Raw genomic sequence first — 18064 nt, 5'->3', positions numbered from 1 at the left:
TATCCCGATGGACATCCAAACCGACGTATACTAGCTTTTTCATGGGACCAGTCCTCCGTGGTGGCTCTGCGCATTGTAAACGCAACTCCAGCGTAACCCACGTCAAACGTGAGCGACTGGTCCCAACCATTCTGTCTACCCAGCGTTCAACTTACTCGCCCTCCCGCGGTGTCCAGCGTACAATCGCTAGATTGTCGTTGATATTCGTAGCTGAGGTTGCCGATGCTCGCTCATCTCTTGGCAGTTCTTTTCGTTTTTCCTGTGGAAATAAGTGCCAATCCCGGCATCGAACCCGGGCAGCAAATCGTCTATCACGGCAACGTCACCCAGCGCGTCGTCGGGCCAGAACAAGGCACTCCTCAACAAAAAGGCTTCGACCTGACTTGGTTCGTCGCCGAAGCAGACGCCTCAGGCGCAAAGCTCGATTGGTTGGTCGAGGAGCGTGGCCGTGGCGCATTACCATGGGTCGAGCGATTCGGCCAACTGAACCTCGACGCTCGCGGCGTCCCCCAGGGAGCGAGCAAGCCTAGTTTGTGGTTCGACTATGGCGAGGGAGAGAGCGCCATTTCCTTGCCGCTACCGCTCGTCTCGCTCGACCAGCCATTGGCCAAGGGCCTTAAATGGTCCGACGCCGGTCAAAAGTTTGACGTCTTGGGCGAAGAAAAAAGCGATGGACGCGACACCTGGCAGGTTCGTGTCGGCAACGACTATGGCGTTAAGCAGACGATGCTCGTCGACAAAGCGTCGCCACTGTTAGTATCTCTCGCCGAGCGTGTCTTCATGAACAAGGGGACCGAGTACGCATTGGAGATGAAGCTCGCCGAAATCAATCGGCCGGATGCCACGCAACAGAAGGCTACCTTCGAGGTCTTCGGCAGCATGTTGGCGCTGCGCGCGAAGCTGCCCCGGCCACCTCAATCGGTCAATACGGATTGGACGCCCGCGGAGATTGCATTGCTCTCAGCAGCGCTACCCGAGTTGGAGAAACTGGCCGCCGGTGGACCACTAGCGCGACTGATCGGGGTCGCGGCGCGTGACGTGCAACTGCAAGGGGGGCGAGCCGGCGAAGTCACGGGCCTCATGGCCAAATTCCAAGGACAGCCACTCCCGGCGATTTCGTTGCCGGGCCTAGCCGGTGGCACACTCTCGCAGGACGATTTGGCCGGACAGGTGACCGTGCTGCACTTTTGGGACTATCGCGACGTGCCGCTCAAGGAACCCTACGGCCAGGTCGGGTATCTGGAGTTCCTTTATCAGAAGCGCAAAGACCAAGGGCTGAAAGTCTATGGTGTCGCCGTCGATGGGCGTCTCAAGGACGACGCGGACCGCCGCGACGCTCTTTCAGGGATTCGCAAGCTGAAGGCATTCATGAACCTTAGCTACCCCTTGGTTCTCGATAGCGGCGCCGGCATCAAAGCGGTCGGCGACCCCCGGCTCGTCGGTGCGACTCTGCCCTTGGTGATCGTCGTGGGGCGCGACGGTCGGATCGCGCATTACCATGTCGGCTATTATGAGGTCGATCGCCAGGAAGGGCTCAAGGAGCTCGATGCGGCAGTAACCGCTGCCATGCAACGTTAGGGCGGCGCCGCCGCTTTCTGTTTCCAGGGCCGCGCTCGCCCTTGATTGGCATGCAGGCTTCCGTAGTTAGGCGGGCATGTGAAGCAATTGTGGGGCGAAGACATGCTCACACGAGCGTGAGCATTGCACCCGGCACCACGTTAAAAAAAAACTGGTGAGCAATTCGGGCAGGTAGTAACTTTTAATCAGCAAGCTCGACGATCGGCAACCGCGCCCGTCGAGCAGGATGCTTTAGCATTCGGCCGATGAGGCCCTGGTTCTCAATATAGCGCATCTGTCGCGTCAACGTCCGGCTCCATTGTCGGTTCAACGTCAGCAGACCTTGTGCGTGGTCCTGGCTGTGAAACACAAGCTGGTGCCCTTGATCTAATCTCGTCAGCGCTCCGCGTGCCAGCGCAGTGCCCAGTTGCGTCAATTGCATGTTGATGCTGTGGACCGTATCATCAGGCGTTATTTGGGCGCGGGCCTGCGACACCACGCCACCGCCGTCGATTTCGCGCGATAGGCGGTGCAGCGTCACACCGATATTGTAGGGGTCCCAATTCACCAGGGCCCACTCCGTGCAGTGCGTGCCACGATAGTAGGGAGATAGTCCCCAATGCACGTTAAGTGCTAAGGGAACGCTCTCGATCAACTCGTCGCGAACGATGCCGGTCCCATGGTCCAAGACCACATCGGGTTTAATGTCGGCCAGTCGCTGACGTACAATCGGCGCATTTATGTCCGGCACAACCAACAGTGGAATGCTTGGATCGAGAAATCGCCAATCATTTTCAAAGAATCGCTGGCAGTCGCGCGCTTGCTGCATGCCGGTAGCGCGGCGCGGGAGCCGCGCAGGATCGATCCCCGCAGGCGTGCTCGCAGGTGGTCGCACGTTGCGCCACAGTCGCGTCAGCGGTCGTGGAGGCCTGGTCTCTACGACGGCCAGCGTCAGTGGACGATCGCGATGGAGCGTATTGGCAAAATAGAACAGCGGTGGATTCGGCCGGATCAGGCAGACCGTCTTTGCCATGATCGTGTGTCCCTACCGACAAACTTTGACCAAACGCCTTTCCACCACGAATCGGCCAGCACGTTGTCGCATTGCTCACCGATATCGCGAGTTCCCCACAGAGTGAAGCGCCCTAAGCGCAGCCAACCATCATCCGCACGATCGAGCGGCAACAGGTTTCGTGCTCGTTCGACTGTTATTCCCAACGTCAGGCCGAGGCTGCGCGCCGTCCGCAAAACTTCTGCTGAATAGTTGCCGTTGGGGTAAGAAACGCATGTTGGTCGCAGTCCGACCATACGCTCTAAGTCATCCTGCGCCGCACCAAGCTGTTCGGCGATGCCGGTGGACGTGTAATTTGTCAGCACGCCGTGATCGCGTGTGTGATTGCCCAAATGAACAAACGGACAGCGAGCAAAATCTTGTAGTTCGCCAACGCTGAGTGGCCGATCGATGTCTGATTCGGCGACCAGGGATTTGGCACCAAACATGCTGGTTAAAACGCTCTCGATCTCGATGTTCGTCAGTTCCTTCAGCCCCTGACCCACTTGAGCGATCTGCTTTGCACTGGCCCCACGTCGCCACAGCTCGCGATAAAGAACATCCCACCAGAACGGCGTTCCAGCCAGAACGTGTCCGGTCGAGATGAAAAACACGGCCGGAACCCCATACTCTTCCAGCAGCGGCCGCACGAGCAAGTTATTGGCATAACCGTCGTCGAATGTCGCCATTACGTAGCGTCCGTCGTCCGCGAGGCCGCGCTCGACATCATCAGGCGAGACAAACTGATAGCCGGCTTCCAACATGTGTTCGACGAACTGACTAATGTGCGACAGCGTTATCTTTTGCTGCGGGTCGGCCACATGCTGCTCGATCTCGCTCTTATTCCGGAAGACGCCGTGGAACAAGAACGTCAGCAACGTGCCCGACGGTGCGTACACACGCAAGTCCGGGCGCTCGGGAACAAAGGTCGAACTAGGCATGACAGTCCTTGTGCAGATTCTCGCCCGGTTTAGGGGCAATACCGGTCCACTGCGATCCAGAGCGCGCGGAGACGATGCGAACGGCGCGAAACCAGTAGGGCATTCGGGCCGCTAGCAGGTGGCGTCCGCCGGTCGCAAACCTCGGAAGGTCTGCCCGCATAGTCACCGCTGCTAGAATCGACGGATGCAATCCTCAGAATCGAATTCCGTCAGACCAACCGGCAAAGTTTGCCCAGCCTTCCTGAAATCCACCGAAGGACTGGCAATTCGCCACTGATGCTGCGAAGAGAACGTGCCAAAGTAGCGGGTAGACCGTTGAGACACCGCTATCGCCGCATGCGCCATCGCGACGGCGTGGTAAGTACATCACGAGTGCGAGGCAGCGGAGATTGCCAGGGCGCACGATCGCACATCAAGGTCGACGGCGTCCTTCGTCGCGTGATGAAGAACACTCAACCTCGGACGAGTGCCAGAACCTCGTCGAGAATGTGGCCATTTGTCGCAATGGCCTCGCCGGCATGAATTGTCGGCGTCCCGCACCAATCGGTGAACGTTCCACCGGCTTCTTCGAGAACCGGTTGCAAGGCGGCACAGTCCCAGACGTTCATCTTCGGATCGACCATTAACTCAGCCCTGCCCGTGGCAACCAACAAGTATCCGTAGCAATCTCCCCAGGTGCGGGCGAGGCGGGCTGCGGCTTGCAATCGCTCGTATGGTTCCTGGCGGCCGATGTCACCGAATCCTTTCACGTCGGACGTACAGAAAAGCCCCTCGCCCAGCGTGCGTTTTTGCGAGACACGTGCCGGGCGCGGCAGGGCATCGCCACGACAGTACCAAGCCCCCTGCCCCGTGGCGGCATAAATCATCTCGTTGAGGCCAGGTATATGAATTACACCAAGGACGCTACGTCCTTCGTACTCGACGCCGATCAGGGTGCCGTAGAGCGGCACGCCCGAGATGAACGACTTAGTGCCGTCGATCGGATCGAGAATCCAGCGGAAGCCGGTTGTACCGGATTGTTCGCCGAGTTCTTCACCCAAAATCGCATCTGACGGAAACGCGGCGGCGATGCAATGGCGCAGGTGACTTTCTGCCTCGCGGTCGGCTACCGTGACCGGCGACGCATCATGCTTCCATTCGACCTGGTAGTTGTCCTGACAGAAGTATCGCAGGGTAATATCCCCCGCCTCGCGGGCGATTGTCTGCGCTACCTTCAATCGATCGAGAACTTGTTGCGTCATATGGCCTGTCAGCGTACCGGGCGATAGGCCGCATGCCAAGGAGCGACTAGAAGATCAGCACGGTGCAAGCAACATCCGATGGTTCGTCCGCCGCCTGCTATTCCAGCCCCAGCGATCGCTGGTACGCAGCCCGTTGCCGCTCGAGGCCAAGTTCCGCGGTAATGGCTCGCCACGCGTCGGCAGCTTTGGCAAGGGCCTCCGCGGGCGTTTGTTGACCGGCTAGCGCTTGCCGCACGGCCTCGTCAAGAGCCGCGAGATACCGCTCGGCGCCTGCGATACGCGGTAAAACCAGGCATTCCGCTGCTGTTAGACTTGCTGCCACTGCCGAGGCGTAGCGTTTAGCCTCCGGAGCACGCAAGCCACGCGACCAGGCCTCGGCCGTGGCGACCTGCGACGTGCGGAAGAGAGTTGTGGCATCGCTTGCCGTGTCGATGCGTTCGCTCCATTTGCGGCTAGCCAGCCACGCCAGCAATTGCAGTGCGGCAGCCGGTTGCGCCGACTTTGCACAGACTGAACCGACGCGACCAGTGATGCCTAACAGCGGCACGCGAGTTGTGCCTTCCGCGCGTCGTTCCCATTTCATGGCCGTCGCATTGTAGACGTCTGGTGAGCCAGGCAACTCGACACAGCCAATCTGCGGCAGGTCGGCGCCCCGCAAGCCGGCTTCTCCCTGGGCCGTACTACCATTAATGACAGGCCAACACACCGCCATGCCCGTTTGGCCGGCAAGGAGCGCCCTCCAAGCATCGTCCGGATTGCACTCTAAGGCCGCAGGAGGCAAGAGTTTGGTCAGAGCGACCAACTCGTGCAAGGCCCGTACGAATGGCGGTGACGCCAACATCGGCTCCATTGTCTGCATATTGAACAACGTAGAATAATGGTTCGGATGACGCGCATAGGCAGAAGCATGAGCCAAAAGCGCTAACCCGGCCCATCCGGGTCCCCACGGCTCGACCGTGGCGCTCCACTCGCTGGCCTTTGCATCCAAGACGGTCGACTGCTCGTTGCTGTTGGTCGAGGGCATTTCTTGCTTAGCCAGTACCGCGACAATGTCGCGATACTCTTCCCAGGTGCGCGGCGCCTTCAAGTCAAGCGATTCAAAGATGTCTTCACGATAAAAACAGACGAACACGGGCGAGCCCAAAGGGATGGCGTAAACCTCGCCTCCCCAAGTGACCTCGCGCGTTTTGAGGAGTTCGAAAAAGTCGGCCCAGTCCATCTCGCGCGATGCAAGCGAGTCGCGCGCAATTGTCGAAATTGCCCGGGACTCAACCAGTGTTCCTAACAGCCGTGGTGCATAGATCACGGCGTCCGCCGTCAGGTCTCCGCCGGCCGTCCGGGCGATAAAATCTGCCTGGGAGACCGAGTCGACCGAGAGCTTGCTACCGGTCTCGGCTTGCCACTGCCCTCGCAGTAGCGCGATCGCCTTAGCCAGCGGCTCGTCATCGACAACGAGCAACTTCAATGCAATGTCGCGCAACGGCAATTCGGTCTCTGCAGGCGCCGTCGGCTGCCGGGTGCAACCGACTATGCATGAAACCCAGACGAAGCCGGCGACCACGATCAAGCGCGAATGCCGCACGACATTCGTCAAACAACAAGACCATCTCGACATGGATAATTTCAACCTAAGCCGGCGGCATCCTAACTTTTGCGGCGCACTCTGTGGCGTGATAACTGGGCGGAAAATACCATACTCAGTATCGCTTCTGGGGCCGTCCGATGGCAATCCGCTGCACGCTCTACCAGGTTCCAGGGCAATTCCTACGCCGGTAACCAATTGCGAAGGTAAACACACAACTATTGTCAAACAAGGCGGCCTTTTCTTTATGCCAACACCTTGCTGAGAAACTGTCGCGTGCGCTCCGAGCGTGGATGATCAAGGACCTGTTCGGGCGGACCTTCCTCGACGATATGCCCGTCCGCCAACACCACCACGCGGTCGGCGGCCCGGCGGGCGAAGCCGATTTCGTGCGTCACGAGCAATAAGGTCATTCCGTCGCGCTTCAGGTCAGCCAGCACGTCCAGCACTTCGTGTTTTAGCTCCGGATCGAGGGCACTTGTAATCTCGTCGCACAATAGTCCGTGTGGCTGCATGGCCAGGGCACGGGCGATCGCTACCCGTTGCTTCTGTCCGCCAGAGAGTTGGTAGGGATAATTCTCGGCATGGGCGGCCATGCCAACGCGGTCGAGTAGTTCGGCGGCGCGGGAGCGGGCCGAAGCAACATTCAAGCCGAGCACTTGTCGCGGTGCCTCGACGACATTGTCCCGGGCAGTGAGATGGGGGAAAAGCTGAAAGTCCTGAAACACCATACCCAGCATTCGCCGCACCTGGCGCGCCGCGGCGCCGCTTGCGCGGGCTACCATATCGGCTTTCAACGTGTAAGGACCGACGCGAATCTCGCCAGCATCCCATTGATTCAAACCGTTGATGGAGCGCAATAACGTCGACTTGCCACCGCCGCTAGGTCCAATCAACGCCACGGTCTCGCTACGGCCAACGGTCAGATTGACCCCTTCAAGGACTTTTCTCGTGCCAAACCGTTTCGACAATCCGGCGACGGAAATCAGCGGTTCGTTGGGCGTGATCATGACGGGTCGGCGGTAGTCGATGAGACGTAAGACGTGAGACCGGTTTTTGAGCGCGTGGTTTATGCGCACTGAATCTTACCTAACGCACTGCTTTGAAGCGCGTCTCCAAGTGCCTCGACAAGTAACCGAGCGGGATCGACATGCACAGGTAAAGTGCTGCGGTCAACAAACCTAGTTCGAGGAACTTCAAGCTCGATCGCGACAGAATCATGTATTCTTTTGTCAGCTCCTGCACGGCGATCACGCTTACCAGGCTGGTGTCTTTAAACAGGGCCACGAAGTCGTTGGTCATGGGCCCCAGCGCGGTTTGCATCGCCTGCGGCAGGATAATTCGGCGAAACGTGGTGCTCTCCGGCATACCCAAGGCGCGACCCGCTTCCCATTGTCCCTGGGGGATCGAGAGGATTGCACTGCGATAGATCTCGGCTTCATAGGCGGCGTAGTTGAGACCGAAACCGACAATTGCCGTGGCCACCGCGCCCAGATGAACGCCATAGTGCGGGAGGCCAAAATACAGCACAAACAGCAGCAGCAGCACCGGTATGCCGCGGAAAAACTCGACGTAACACAGGGCCATCCACCGCAATGGCGCAGGGCCGTAAAGTCGCGCCAGACAAATCGGCAGCGCAAGCACGATCGCCGTTGCCATGCCACAGAAAGTAAGGAAGACTGTCATGCCCGCTCCCTTCAGGAGCAACGGCGCATATTCATCAAACGTCCACAGCTGTGCCGACGAGGCGATGATGTGAATATCCACGGCATCCGCGGGTGAATCACTGTCGGCGTAGACCGATTGTCCGTCGTCGGCGAACCCCAAGCCGCGCAGTTGTTCACCGGGGTCCGCACCTCGGACGATGGCCTGCTGCTCCTGATTCCACAAATGCCAGCGACGCAAGATCTCCGCCAACCGCCCGTTGCGCACTAATTCTAACAGTGCCTCGTCGAGTGCCACGGCCAAATCTTTGTCGTCGGGGCGCAGGGCTATGGCATACACACCAGGATCGCTCGGCTCGCCCACATATTTCAGCTTTGGGTTCGTGCTGGCATAGTACAGGGCAATAATCGAATCGAGCAGCACGGCGTCGAGCCGTCCCAGTTCGAGATCCAGGTAAGGCTCGATCTGGCCGTCGAAGGCGACTACTTCGCGCACGGGTTGCTCATTCAACAACCGGTAGGCGGCACTGCCGATCAGCGTGCCGACGATTTTATCGCGACAGTCGGCGAGCGATTTGATGTGCTGATCATCATGACGGACGACCAATTGCTCGGAATACACATAGTAGGGGCGCGTAAACAGCATGTTTGCCTGCCGAGCAGGCGTGATCTCGAAGCCGCTGATGATGCAGTCGAAATCGTCGGCACTTGTGAGCCCCAACTCGAGGCTCTCCCATTGATACTGCACGAACTGGGCCAAGAGCCGTATTCCAAGTCGCCGAGCCAGAACGTCTGCCAGCGCGTCAGCGAGCTCGACCTCAAAGCCGATCACGCGGCCAGGATCATGCGGATCGCGCAGTTGGTACGGCGCGCCTCCTTCGGCATCGCCTCCCCAATGCAAGACGCCACTTGCCAGACGCTGGCGCAGGCGCGCATCGCGATCGCCATTCGCGTCGGCAGCCTGGGCAATGATCGTTCCGCCGCACGCAAACAAAAGAACCACGAGAACGAATGAAGACCGCCACTTTGACCACCACCGCGGACCCGTACATCGGACCAAGATCGTTGGCACTGGCATGCTCGATTTTGCGTTCGTGTTACGGATCCCTGGATTGCCCTGCCCTCTCGCCGCAGGTCCCTTACATCGCATCGCGCGAGAGCTCCCTGGCGTGCGTCCCGGTGCTCATCTGATGGCCATTCGAATCGGTGGGCCGGCCGTAGCGACGAGCGTTCTGAAATTGACGCCGGAATGCGACCTGTGAGTGCATTTGTTCCTAGTCTACGCCGGTACGATTCGAGGTGAAAGGCCAACTCCCCTGACCACGTCCCGCGGAGGCTTTTTCGGATCAACCGCTTGTAGCCGGGGCGTGATCTATACTACGGAAGACCCAGTCTCGGCGAAAAAGGGGGCCGTCGGCTATACTGCCGCGACTCCGCAATGCGCACCCACGGAATCGGAACAAAGGATTCAACTATCGTGTCGACCAATAAGCGAATTCTGGTCACCGGCGGCGCCGGCTTTCTCGGTAGCCACTTGTGCGAGCGACTGGTCAACGAAGGGCACGACGTCGTGTGCCTCGATAACTTCTTTACCAGCCAGAAGTCGAACATCATCCATTTGCTTCCCCGTCCGAACTTCGAACTCGTTCGGCACGACATCATTCATCCGCTCTTTCTCGAGGTGGACGAGATCTACAATCTGGCCTGCCCCGCGGCACCCGGACACTATCAATACAATCCCATCAAGACGATGAAAACGTCCGTGATGGGTGCAATCAATATGCTGGGCATGGCAAAGCGTTGCAGGGCTAAGATCCTGCAAGCTTCGACCAGCGAAGTCTACGGAGATCCGGATGTACACCCGCAGCCAGAAAGCTATCGAGGTAACGTCAACCCCATCGGCCCTCGCGCGTGCTACGACGAAGGCAAGCGGGCTGCGGAAACCTTGTTCATGGACTACCATCGCATGAACAAGGTCAAGGTTCGCCTGGTGCGAATCTTCAATACTTACGGACCAGGCATGCATCCCTTCGACGGTCGCGTGGTTTCGAACTTCGTGCGGCAGGCCCTGGCCGGGGAAGACATCACGATCTTCGGCAAGGGAGATCAGACTCGCAGCTTCTGCTATCGCGACGATTTGATCGAAGGCATCGTGCGGATGATGAACGGCCCGGACAATTTTCTAGGTCCGGTCAATCTCGGCAACCCTGGCGAATTTACCATCAAGCAATTGGCCGAGTTGGTGATTGAACTGACCGGTGCGAAATCCAAGCTTGTCTACCGCCCGCTACCGGCCGATGATCCAACGCAGCGCAAACCGGATATTACGCTGGCGACCGAAAAACTCGGGTGGCTGCCGACCATTCCGCTACGCGAAGGACTGGCCAAGACGATCGAATGGTTCCGCGCGATCGACATCCACAAATTCCGCGCGCCAACGCCAAATTATTAGTCGCGGAGGCGGATGTCGGCTGCGCGCGGCTGCACACACGTCGCTACAAGCTGATTTGGGAAGCTAACGCCCGGTTCTGCTTGTACCAGTCGATCGTGGCGTTGACCCCCGCTTCCAGCGACGTTTCCGGTCGCCAGCCAAGCAACCGACCGGCCTTGGTGATGTCGGCCCAAGTTTGCGGTACATCGGCCGCATGGGCGGGCCTGTATTCGATGCGTGGCTCGCGATCGAAATGCTCGGAAATCAGCCGGATCAACTCGTTCAAGGGCACAGGCCGATCACCGCCAAGATTGATCACTTCGTAGCCCAGGGGTCGCGCCGCGGCGATCGTGCCGCGGGCGATGTCCTCGACAAACGTGAAGTCGCGCAGTTGCGTCCCATCGCCATAGACGATCAGCGTTTCACCTTCGGCAATCTGTCGCACAAAGCGAAACACGCTCATGTCGGGTCGGCCGGCAGGACCGTACACGGTAAAGAAACGCAACACCGAAACGTCCAGGCCGTACAGCGCGTGATAGCTGTAGGTCAGCACTTCGGCTGCCTTCTTGGAGGCCGCATACGGCGACATGGGATGATCAGCGTCAGACGTCTCGCGAAAGGGAACCTCGGCACCGGCTCCATAGACGCTCGAAGTAGACGCCAACACCAATTTAGGCACCCGATGTGTCCGACAAGCATCAAGCAAGTGTAACGTGGCATCGAGGTTCGTCTGGTAATAGAGCCAGGGATTTTCTACCGACGGCCTGACGCCGGCCCGCGCTGCCAGGTGGAACACGGCGTCGAACGGTGTTCCTGCGGTCATGCCGCGAAAAAATTCGGCCAAGTGTCCGCGATCGGTGATATCAAACTGCTGGAAGTTGAATTCCCCCGACCGACGCAATACGGCAAGACGCCAGGCCTTCATCCGAGGATCGTAGGAGGGGTTCAGGTCGTCGAGCCCCATGACCTGATGACCCGCGGCCAGTAGCGCTCGGCAAACGCTGGCACCGATGAAACCGGCGCAGCCAGTCACGAGATATTGTTTGGACGTCGTCTCTGCGGACACGCGCGGTTGCTCCTGAATCGGGACGACGTACTCGCGTCGAGCGGGGCTGTTAGGTCTTAACGATTTTCTCGCGATGATCGTGGACGTTCTTGGTGGCGTTGCGCGTGTCAATGACCAATTGAGCGTGTCGCACGATATCGTCGTATTTGTAGTCGCTGTGATCGGTCGCGATCAGTATGCAGTCCTGAGAACGGAGAAACTCCGGAGTCAGCTCCTGGCTGGTAAGATCGGCGGCCTTGTGATGACGCACCAACGGCAGTCGCGGAACGTGCGGATCATTGTAAGTCAGCACCGCGCCCCGTTCGCGCAGTAAATCCATTAACTCAAACGAGGGGCTCTCGCGCGGATCATCCACGTCTTTTTTGTAAGCTACGCCTAGCAGGCAGATCTTGCTACCTTTGACCGGTTTGCCGTGGTTGTTCAACTCGCGGATGACGCGATCGATCACGTAGCGCGGCATGCTGGTATTGATCTGGCCGGCCAACTCAATGAATTGCGTCGGTAGACCATGCTTCCGCGCAACCCAACTCAGATAGAACGGATCGATCGGGATGCAATGCCCTCCCAGCCCAGGTCCGGGATAAAAAGCCTGGAATCCAAATGGCTTGGTCTTGGCCGCTTCGATGACCTCCCACACGTCGATGCCCATGCGGTCGTAAAGCATCTTTAGTTCGTTCACCAACGCGATATTGACGGCACGGTAGGTATTCTCCAGGATTTTGCACGCTTCGGCGACTTCGCAACTGGAGACGGGCACGATCCGCACGACAGCCTGGCTATAGAGCATCTCGGCCAGCTTCGCGCTCTGAGGCTCGACCCCGCCAACCACCTTGGGGATGCCGCTGGCACCATAGTCAGGATTGCCCGGATCCTCGCGTTCGGGGCTATAGGCCAAAAAATAGTCCTTGCCCACGGTGAGACCGCGCTGATTCAGGATCGGTAGCACGACGTCCCGCGTGGTGCCGGGATACGTGGTGCTTTCCAAGACAATGAGTTGACCAGGTCTTAGCACCGCCGCGATGCTCTTTGCCGTTTCTTCGACGTAGAGCAGATCGGGGTCGCGACTTTCGTTGAGCGGGGTTGGTACGCAAATAAGCACGGCGTCCGCCTCGGACAAGCGGCGCATGTCGGCGGTCGGCTCGAAGCGTCCGCCGGCCAGACATTCGCGAATCCACGAGGCGGGGATGTGCTTGATGTAGCTCTCCCCCGCTTTGAGGCGATCTACCTTGCGCTGATCAACGTCGAAACCTAGCGTCCGGTAACCAGCCGCGACAAACGCCCGGATCAGCGGCAAGCCGACGTAACCCAAGCCCACCACGCCTATCCTGGCGGTCTTCTCGCGAATGGCCGATTCCAGCGAACTCATGAAGGTGCTTTCCTACGTTATTGAGAGGTCAGGCCGCGGAAACCTCGAGTCGTATCGCCGCCTGCGGCAGGAGCGGCGCCTGGTCGACGATGATGCTGCACAAGAACCGATTCTTCACGCTGAACTCTCTCGGCGGCAGGATCGTTGATGGGCCCCCGTAATAAGTTGCGCGGGACACATTTCGCCGCTCGAATCAGTTCGATCCCAATTGCTCCGAAAGCTGCCGGAAGGCACTCTGCTCGAGCCTGGGAAGATCATCCATCTTCAACTCATAGTCGTCGATGGCCTTCTTAAAGGCATCCTGAGCGGATTGCGAGTTGCTACCCATCTGATACGCCCGTGCCAGGTGGAAGTACTTCGTACCAGTCGGCTGATCCACGACCGACATGTTCAAATCCTCGACGGCTTGCTTGAGTTCGCCATGTGCCAGGTGCACGAGCGCACGAGTATCAAGCAGGTCTGACTGCGGTCCCAGTATCTGCACGGCTTCGTCGATGAACTTACGCGAGTCGCCAGCCCGATTCTGCACGGCCAACAAGTAGGCCAAATTGTTGAGCACCAGGGCGCGTTGCACTCCGCTCATCTCCGCGGTTTTTAGCAGCTTCTCATAGAACTCTTCCAACTCGGCATAGCGGCCTTCCAAATCGAGCAATTCTGCATATTCCAGTTGCAGAATCAGTTGCTTATTGTTGCGAGCGATGGCTTTGGTAACCCACCCCTCGACGCGGCCGAAGTCTTCCTTCGTTGCGTCACTGTGGCCGGCGCGCAGGCTGGCGAGCGCCTGACGAATGACCTGTTCGGCAGGTATTGTCGGCGACTCCAGCGCACGTTGGCAAAGATCAAGAGAGTCCTTCAAGGAACCGTGGCGGCCAAGAAATCCGGCCAACACCAGTATTGATGACGGATCGATCGCTACGAACTCCCGATACATCGATTCCGCCGCGTCGTACTGCTCCAGCTGTTCTAGCAATTTGGCGGCATCCACCAGCATGCCCAGTTTCTCCCGCGGCATGGGCCGCGGCAGCAGGTTCCGAAGCGTGGCCACGGCTTCCTCGGGCTTGCCCTGCATGACCAGCAATCGTGCCTTTAGCGCGCCAGTCGTCAGGGCCTCTGGAGCAATCTCTTCCAAGCGATCCATCCACAAGGTAGCGGCATCCTGATCGTTGTTGCGCATCAACATCTCGACAAACGTGGCGATGTAAGTCGCATTATCTTTGTTTTTGCCGACAAGCGAGAGCATCTCGTCGCGGCACTCCGGCCAGTTCCCCGTGACTTCATAGAGCCGCGCCAGAATGAGCTGGGCATCGCTGGGCAACGGCGACTCGCTCTTGATTTCCTCAAGTATCCTCGTGGCCTCCATGCGCGAATCCGCCTCCGGCCGATTAGCCAACAAACGCGCCATGGCCACCTTGTCGGCCAATGTCACGCGCCCCTTGCCATTCTTCGGGGTTAGTTGCGCCATCGCTCGTTGGAAATCGCTATAGCTGCCACTGGCGGCGATGATGACTGCCAATTCGCGATTCGCCCAGGCGATATGCTCTCGGTCGCTGTCCTTCGTGGCCTCGGACTGCACCAGCCGGGTCAACTCCTCCCTGGCCTTTTCTGTTTGTTTCGAGCGCACGTAAAACGTCGCCAAGGCGCGGGTCACGCCCAAATCGTCGGCCGCGCCCTCATGCGCTTTCACGAAGCTTTTTTCCGCGTTCGGCAGGTCGCCAATCAATTCGTAGCACTGGCCGACCGCCAAATCGACCTCCTCTTTAGGCAACTTCACTTCGGCCTGGGCAATCACCGCGCGCGCGTCGTCCTCGCGCTGGTGCAATTTGAGATATCGGACCAGTTCGAACCAGCCGAGCGGCAACTGAGGCTGCGTGTCGACCAGGCCTCGTAATAGCTGCTCGGCATCCTCGTCCCGTCCCAATTGCGGTAGAAGCTGCCCTAACAGAACGATTTTTTGCACGTCGTCCGGTTCTCGCTCTCGGGCGCTCTCCAGCAGTTTTACAGCCTTGGGTATATCACTCTCCGACATGGCGATACTGACTTCCAGCATGTCTGAAGCGGCCGTATCTCCGTTCAAGTTTCGGGCGCTGGCCAATTGCATATAGCCGCGGGCCTCTTCGCCGCGACCACGCGATACCAAGAGCTGCGCAATTTGTCGCGCCGTGGCTACATCTGTGTCGCCAAACTCGATGGCACGTTGCAAATGCGTGATTGCATCGTCCGAGCGCCCTTCCAGCAAGTCGATCTCGCCCTCGAATCGTGCCAGGATCGCCCATCGAGGACGTTGCTCTGCCGCGCGATTTACCAGTTGCCGGGCTTCGGTGAGCGCTGCTTGCGAGTCACCGCTCTTGTTCGCGCGAACCTTCGTCACCAGCCGACGGGCCTCGACAAACTTCGCTTCGGCGCTGCCCGCTTTGAACAAATTCTTGATTTTCTCTACGCTATCGGAAATCGCCGCGTCGTCCCCTTCGCGCACCGAGATGTCGAACAGGGTAAACTGCGCTTCCGGATCGTTGGGCTTCGCCTCGGCAATCTTGGTCCAGATCGCCCGGGCTTTGCTGAGATCGCCGATGCGAAAATATCCAATGCCGATGATGCGGCGCAATCTGTCTTGCTCATCCGCGTTGAATTTCTCAAGTCCCTGCGACATGGCCGCAAGCGTTTCCTTGGCCTCTTCAGCCGGAAGCTGCAGTGCATACACGACGCGTGTCTGGCGCGTCGAGTACACGTCGCCGACTTTCTCCTGCGCCTCGTCGAGCAGCTTGAGGGCGGCGGCGGGGCCACTGTCCAGGAACTCGAGCCTCGCCAAAGATAACCACGCGAGGGGATCGCTGGGCGCCTTCTCGATCGCCTCCCGCAGTATTTGCCGCGCCGCCACATGGTCGCCTTTATGCTCGCGGACACTCGACTCAATGAGCAACAATTCCTTCGACCCGGGGAACGCCTTGGCGGTCGCGGCCACGATCTCGTCGATTTCCGTCCAATCCCGCTCGCCTTCTGGCAACGCAGAGTTGCGCTGTAGAAGCAATGTCAACAGCGCCGAACGGGCCTGCTCGGATTGTACGAACTGGTCCACGCCTTGATGCTTTTTCACCATCTGTAGACCCGACAGGGCACGGTCGGTCTTACCGATTTTCATCAGCGCCATTGCCAGCCCGGCATGGGCCGGGACGCCCCCACGTGGATCGTTTGCGGCGCGCTCGTAGGCCTGAAGTTCCAGATCGTGCTCCCGCAATTGGTCGTAGCAGCGCCCCAGCATCAGATCGATGCGCACATGGTATGTGGAGGGTAACACTAACCGAAGACGCTCCAACTCCTTGCTGGCTTGCATCCATTTCATCTCGTGAAAATCGAGCTCGGCGCGCATGAATTCCACCAGAGGCCGCGATGCTTCGGGGTCTTCTTCCAGACCAACCAGAATCTTTTTCGCGCCGGCGAGGTCGCGATTGTGCAACTTTAATTCGAAGTCGATCTGCTGCAATCCTTCTGTCTTCGGCCCCCCCTTCAATAGTTTGTCGATGTCGTCATACTTTTCCTCTTTCATATCCAACGCAATTAGATACTGCACCACGCCGGCATTCTCGGGGTCGACTATCTGCGCGTGCTCTAGAAGCCTGCGCGCTTCTTCGGTCTTGCCTTCTTCGAGAGCGACGGTCGCGGCATATAGCAGCGAGTCGGGTTCGTCAGGGGCCAATTCCAGAGCCCTCTTCACATCGTCCTTGCGCTGTGCGACGCGCGCCGTTACGTCACGTCCCTCTTCTTCTTTGAAGTATTTGGCGACGTAACGTACTCGAGCCAACCTCGCCTTCGGATCTTGGGGATTTAGTTCGACCATCCGGTCGATAATTTCGTCGGCTTGAGCCGGGCTATTGAGGCGCTCGCGGAAAACCGTCGCCAGCAGGTCAAAGGCCTGAATCTGATGGGGATCCTTGCTGATGGCCTCTTGCAGCCTCTGCTCTGCTTCGTGATTGTTGTCCAAAACGAAATTGCACGTACCGAGCTTGGTCAGCAGTTCCGCGTCATCTGGCGTTTTCTTCAACAGCTCATTGATGTGGTCGATGGCGTCGCCGTAGCGGCCCCCAAACATTGTCGAGTCGACCAGGCGACTTCGCACATCGTCTCGTTCTGTGTGCCGTCGCAGTTGTTCCTCAAGCGCCGCGTAGGCTGCGTATCGCTTTTGCTTGGACGCGCCAGGCTTTTCGGCAAGGTCCGCCATGAGGAGCGCCATCTGCGCACCCTCCTCGGCATCCTCGGGGCGATATGCCACATACTGCTGGTAAAGAGAGGCGGCCAACTCCAGGTCTTTGTCGTCGTCGCTTTCTTCAGCGTGGGTCTGCGCTTCCTTGGCTCGGACAAGCAACACACGTGCGGTGCGTTTCATTTGCCAACCATGGACGACCGCGACCAGTACGACTGCAACCACGCTGATCGTGGAAAGAAGCACGACCAGTTTTACGTTGAGTCTCCGCATGATTCACTCCGGGGGTGCAACGAGCGATGTTCTCTACCAATCCGCGCTGTGTATTGGTGTTTTGGCTGTCGTGCCCTGTCTGTCATGCCCCAGTGGCCAGCGGCGCTGCAATCGTTGCGTCGCTGACATTGGCGGCAATTGAAACAAGTCGGCTTCGGTTGGGCCCTGACGCGGAAATGCTAGCCTCGCGTCAAGGGGCCAAACCCACCGGAATGCACTCGCAGATATGCACTACTTAATTCGTCGAACGACAAAGCGTGATTCCGCCCCGTGGTTGCCGTTCAAAACTGTGGACATGGCCCAGCGCTGATGGCCAAAGGAAACTGTAGCTTGCCTGACCGTTTTTGCCGGGTACTTGACTCATCCTATCCTCACTGCCAGGGGTGTCAACGACCTCGCGGTGCGCGCATCAAGATCTAAAATGCAAAGGACTTGGACCAAACCGACAACCGCATCTCGCTCAGCTGCTATCACCAGCAGGGTCGTCGTAGTTGTAACGAATCCGAAGGGCCAGGTGTTCGTTCGAGATGCCGTTTCCCTGGCGGAAAATATCTCATGGAAAGATTTCAGGGTGAGTATGTTAATGCCGATTGTAGAGTCGGTACGGCGTTGGCGCTCTCGCGGGGGGGTGAGAGGGTCTGGACCTGGGTGGGCGTTTGCGCGCTTGCTTGGGGACGGGTCGCTGGCCTTGCACAGG

At 58.7% G+C, this 18064-nt stretch carries 11 protein-coding genes; 2 read left to right on the top strand and 9 right to left on the bottom strand.

All coding sequences use genetic code 11. The features are described 5' to 3' along the window. Positions 1 to 222: 222 nt before the first annotated feature. The gene (locus VGG64_07025; GenBank protein ID HEY1599337.1) at positions 223 to 1578 is read left to right on the top strand and encodes a TlpA disulfide reductase family protein; all 1356 of its coding nucleotides are present in this window, start codon (positions 223 to 225) and stop codon (positions 1576 to 1578) included. A 181-nt stretch (positions 1579 to 1759) separates the two neighbouring features. Here VGG64_07025 and VGG64_07020 read toward each other — a convergent pair whose 3' ends face one another. The 6 genes from VGG64_07020 to VGG64_06995 form a co-directional block, all read right to left on the bottom strand. Further along, positions 1760 to 2590, bottom strand: coding sequence for a formyl transferase (locus VGG64_07020; protein HEY1599336.1), 831 nt, complete (start codon positions 2588 to 2590; stop codon positions 1760 to 1762). Next, positions 2569 to 3549, bottom strand: a complete 981-nt coding sequence (locus VGG64_07015; GenBank protein HEY1599335.1) for a polysaccharide deacetylase family protein — start codon at positions 3547 to 3549, stop codon at positions 2569 to 2571. Before VGG64_07015 ends, VGG64_07020 begins: the two co-directional genes overlap by 22 nt. 452 nt (positions 3550 to 4001) lie before the next feature. Beyond that, positions 4002 to 4790: a histidinol-phosphatase gene (hisN, locus tag VGG64_07010; protein HEY1599334.1), complete on the bottom strand. Its 789-nt coding sequence runs from the start codon at positions 4788 to 4790 to the stop codon at positions 4002 to 4004. A 97-nt stretch (positions 4791 to 4887) separates the two neighbouring features. After that, on the bottom strand, positions 4888 to 6405 hold the full coding sequence (locus tag VGG64_07005) for an extracellular solute-binding protein (GenBank protein ID HEY1599333.1): 1518 nt from the start codon (positions 6403 to 6405) through the stop codon (positions 4888 to 4890). Positions 6406 to 6617: 212 nt separating this feature from the next. Continuing rightward, positions 6618 to 7382 (bottom strand): amino acid ABC transporter ATP-binding protein, encoded by a 765-nt coding sequence (locus VGG64_07000; GenBank protein ID HEY1599332.1) that lies wholly within the window; start codon positions 7380 to 7382, stop codon positions 6618 to 6620. A 79-nt stretch (positions 7383 to 7461) separates the two neighbouring features. Continuing rightward, positions 7462 to 9039: an ABC transporter substrate-binding protein/permease gene (locus tag VGG64_06995; protein HEY1599331.1), complete on the bottom strand. Its 1578-nt coding sequence runs from the start codon at positions 9037 to 9039 to the stop codon at positions 7462 to 7464. Positions 9040 to 9474: 435 nt separating this feature from the next. Here VGG64_06995 and VGG64_06990 point away from each other — a divergent pair, with 435 nt between their 5' ends. Then, on the top strand, positions 9475 to 10488 hold the full coding sequence (locus tag VGG64_06990; GenBank protein HEY1599330.1) for a UDP-glucuronic acid decarboxylase family protein: 1014 nt from the start codon (positions 9475 to 9477) through the stop codon (positions 10486 to 10488). A 43-nt stretch (positions 10489 to 10531) separates the two neighbouring features. Here VGG64_06990 and VGG64_06985 read toward each other — a convergent pair whose 3' ends face one another. The 3 genes from VGG64_06985 to VGG64_06975 all read right to left on the bottom strand — a co-directional run bounded on the left by VGG64_06985 (position 10532) and on the right by VGG64_06975 (position 17367). Beyond that, a complete protein-coding gene (locus VGG64_06985; GenBank protein HEY1599329.1) occupies positions 10532 to 11533 on the bottom strand; it encodes an NAD-dependent epimerase/dehydratase family protein in 1002 nt (333 codons plus the stop codon). 49 nt (positions 11534 to 11582) lie between these two features. Further along, a complete protein-coding gene (locus VGG64_06980; GenBank protein ID HEY1599328.1) occupies positions 11583 to 12899 on the bottom strand; it encodes a nucleotide sugar dehydrogenase in 1317 nt (438 codons plus the stop codon). A gap of 193 nt (positions 12900 to 13092) precedes the next feature. After that, positions 13093 to 17367, bottom strand: a complete 4275-nt coding sequence (locus tag VGG64_06975) for a tetratricopeptide repeat protein (protein ID HEY1599327.1) — start codon at positions 17365 to 17367, stop codon at positions 13093 to 13095. Positions 17368 to 18064: the final 697 nt, after the last annotated feature.

It is taken from the genome of Pirellulales bacterium (assembly GCA_036490175.1).
Taxonomy (GTDB): domain Bacteria; phylum Planctomycetota; class Planctomycetia; order Pirellulales; family JACPPG01; genus JACPPG01.
This window is presented reverse-complemented; position numbering and strand designations above follow the sequence as displayed.

What these genes read in the sequence shown, in the direction of transcription:
- VGG64_07025 (HEY1599337.1), top strand. Translation starts at nt 223, where the DNA reads ATGCTCGCTCATCTCTTGGCAGTTCTTTTCGTTTTTCCTGTGGAAATA.
- VGG64_07020 (HEY1599336.1), bottom strand. Translation starts at nt 2,590, where the DNA reads ATGGCAAAGACGGTCTGCCTGATCCGGCCGAATCCACCGCTGTTCTAT.
- VGG64_07015 (HEY1599335.1), bottom strand. Translation starts at nt 3,549, where the DNA reads ATGCCTAGTTCGACCTTTGTTCCCGAGCGCCCGGACTTGCGTGTGTAC.
- hisN (HEY1599334.1), bottom strand. Translation starts at nt 4,790, where the DNA reads ATGACGCAACAAGTTCTCGATCGATTGAAGGTAGCGCAGACAATCGCC.
- VGG64_07005 (HEY1599333.1), bottom strand. Translation starts at nt 6,405, where the DNA reads ATGTCGAGATGGTCTTGTTGTTTGACGAATGTCGTGCGGCATTCGCGC.
- VGG64_07000 (HEY1599332.1), bottom strand. Translation starts at nt 7,382, where the DNA reads ATGATCACGCCCAACGAACCGCTGATTTCCGTCGCCGGATTGTCGAAA.
- VGG64_06990 (HEY1599330.1), top strand. Translation starts at nt 9,475, where the DNA reads ATGCGCACCCACGGAATCGGAACAAAGGATTCAACTATCGTGTCGACC.
- VGG64_06980 (HEY1599328.1), bottom strand. Translation starts at nt 12,899, where the DNA reads ATGAGTTCGCTGGAATCGGCCATTCGCGAGAAGACCGCCAGGATAGGC.
- VGG64_06975 (HEY1599327.1), bottom strand. Translation starts at nt 17,367, where the DNA reads ATGCGGAGACTCAACGTAAAACTGGTCGTGCTTCTTTCCACGATCAGC.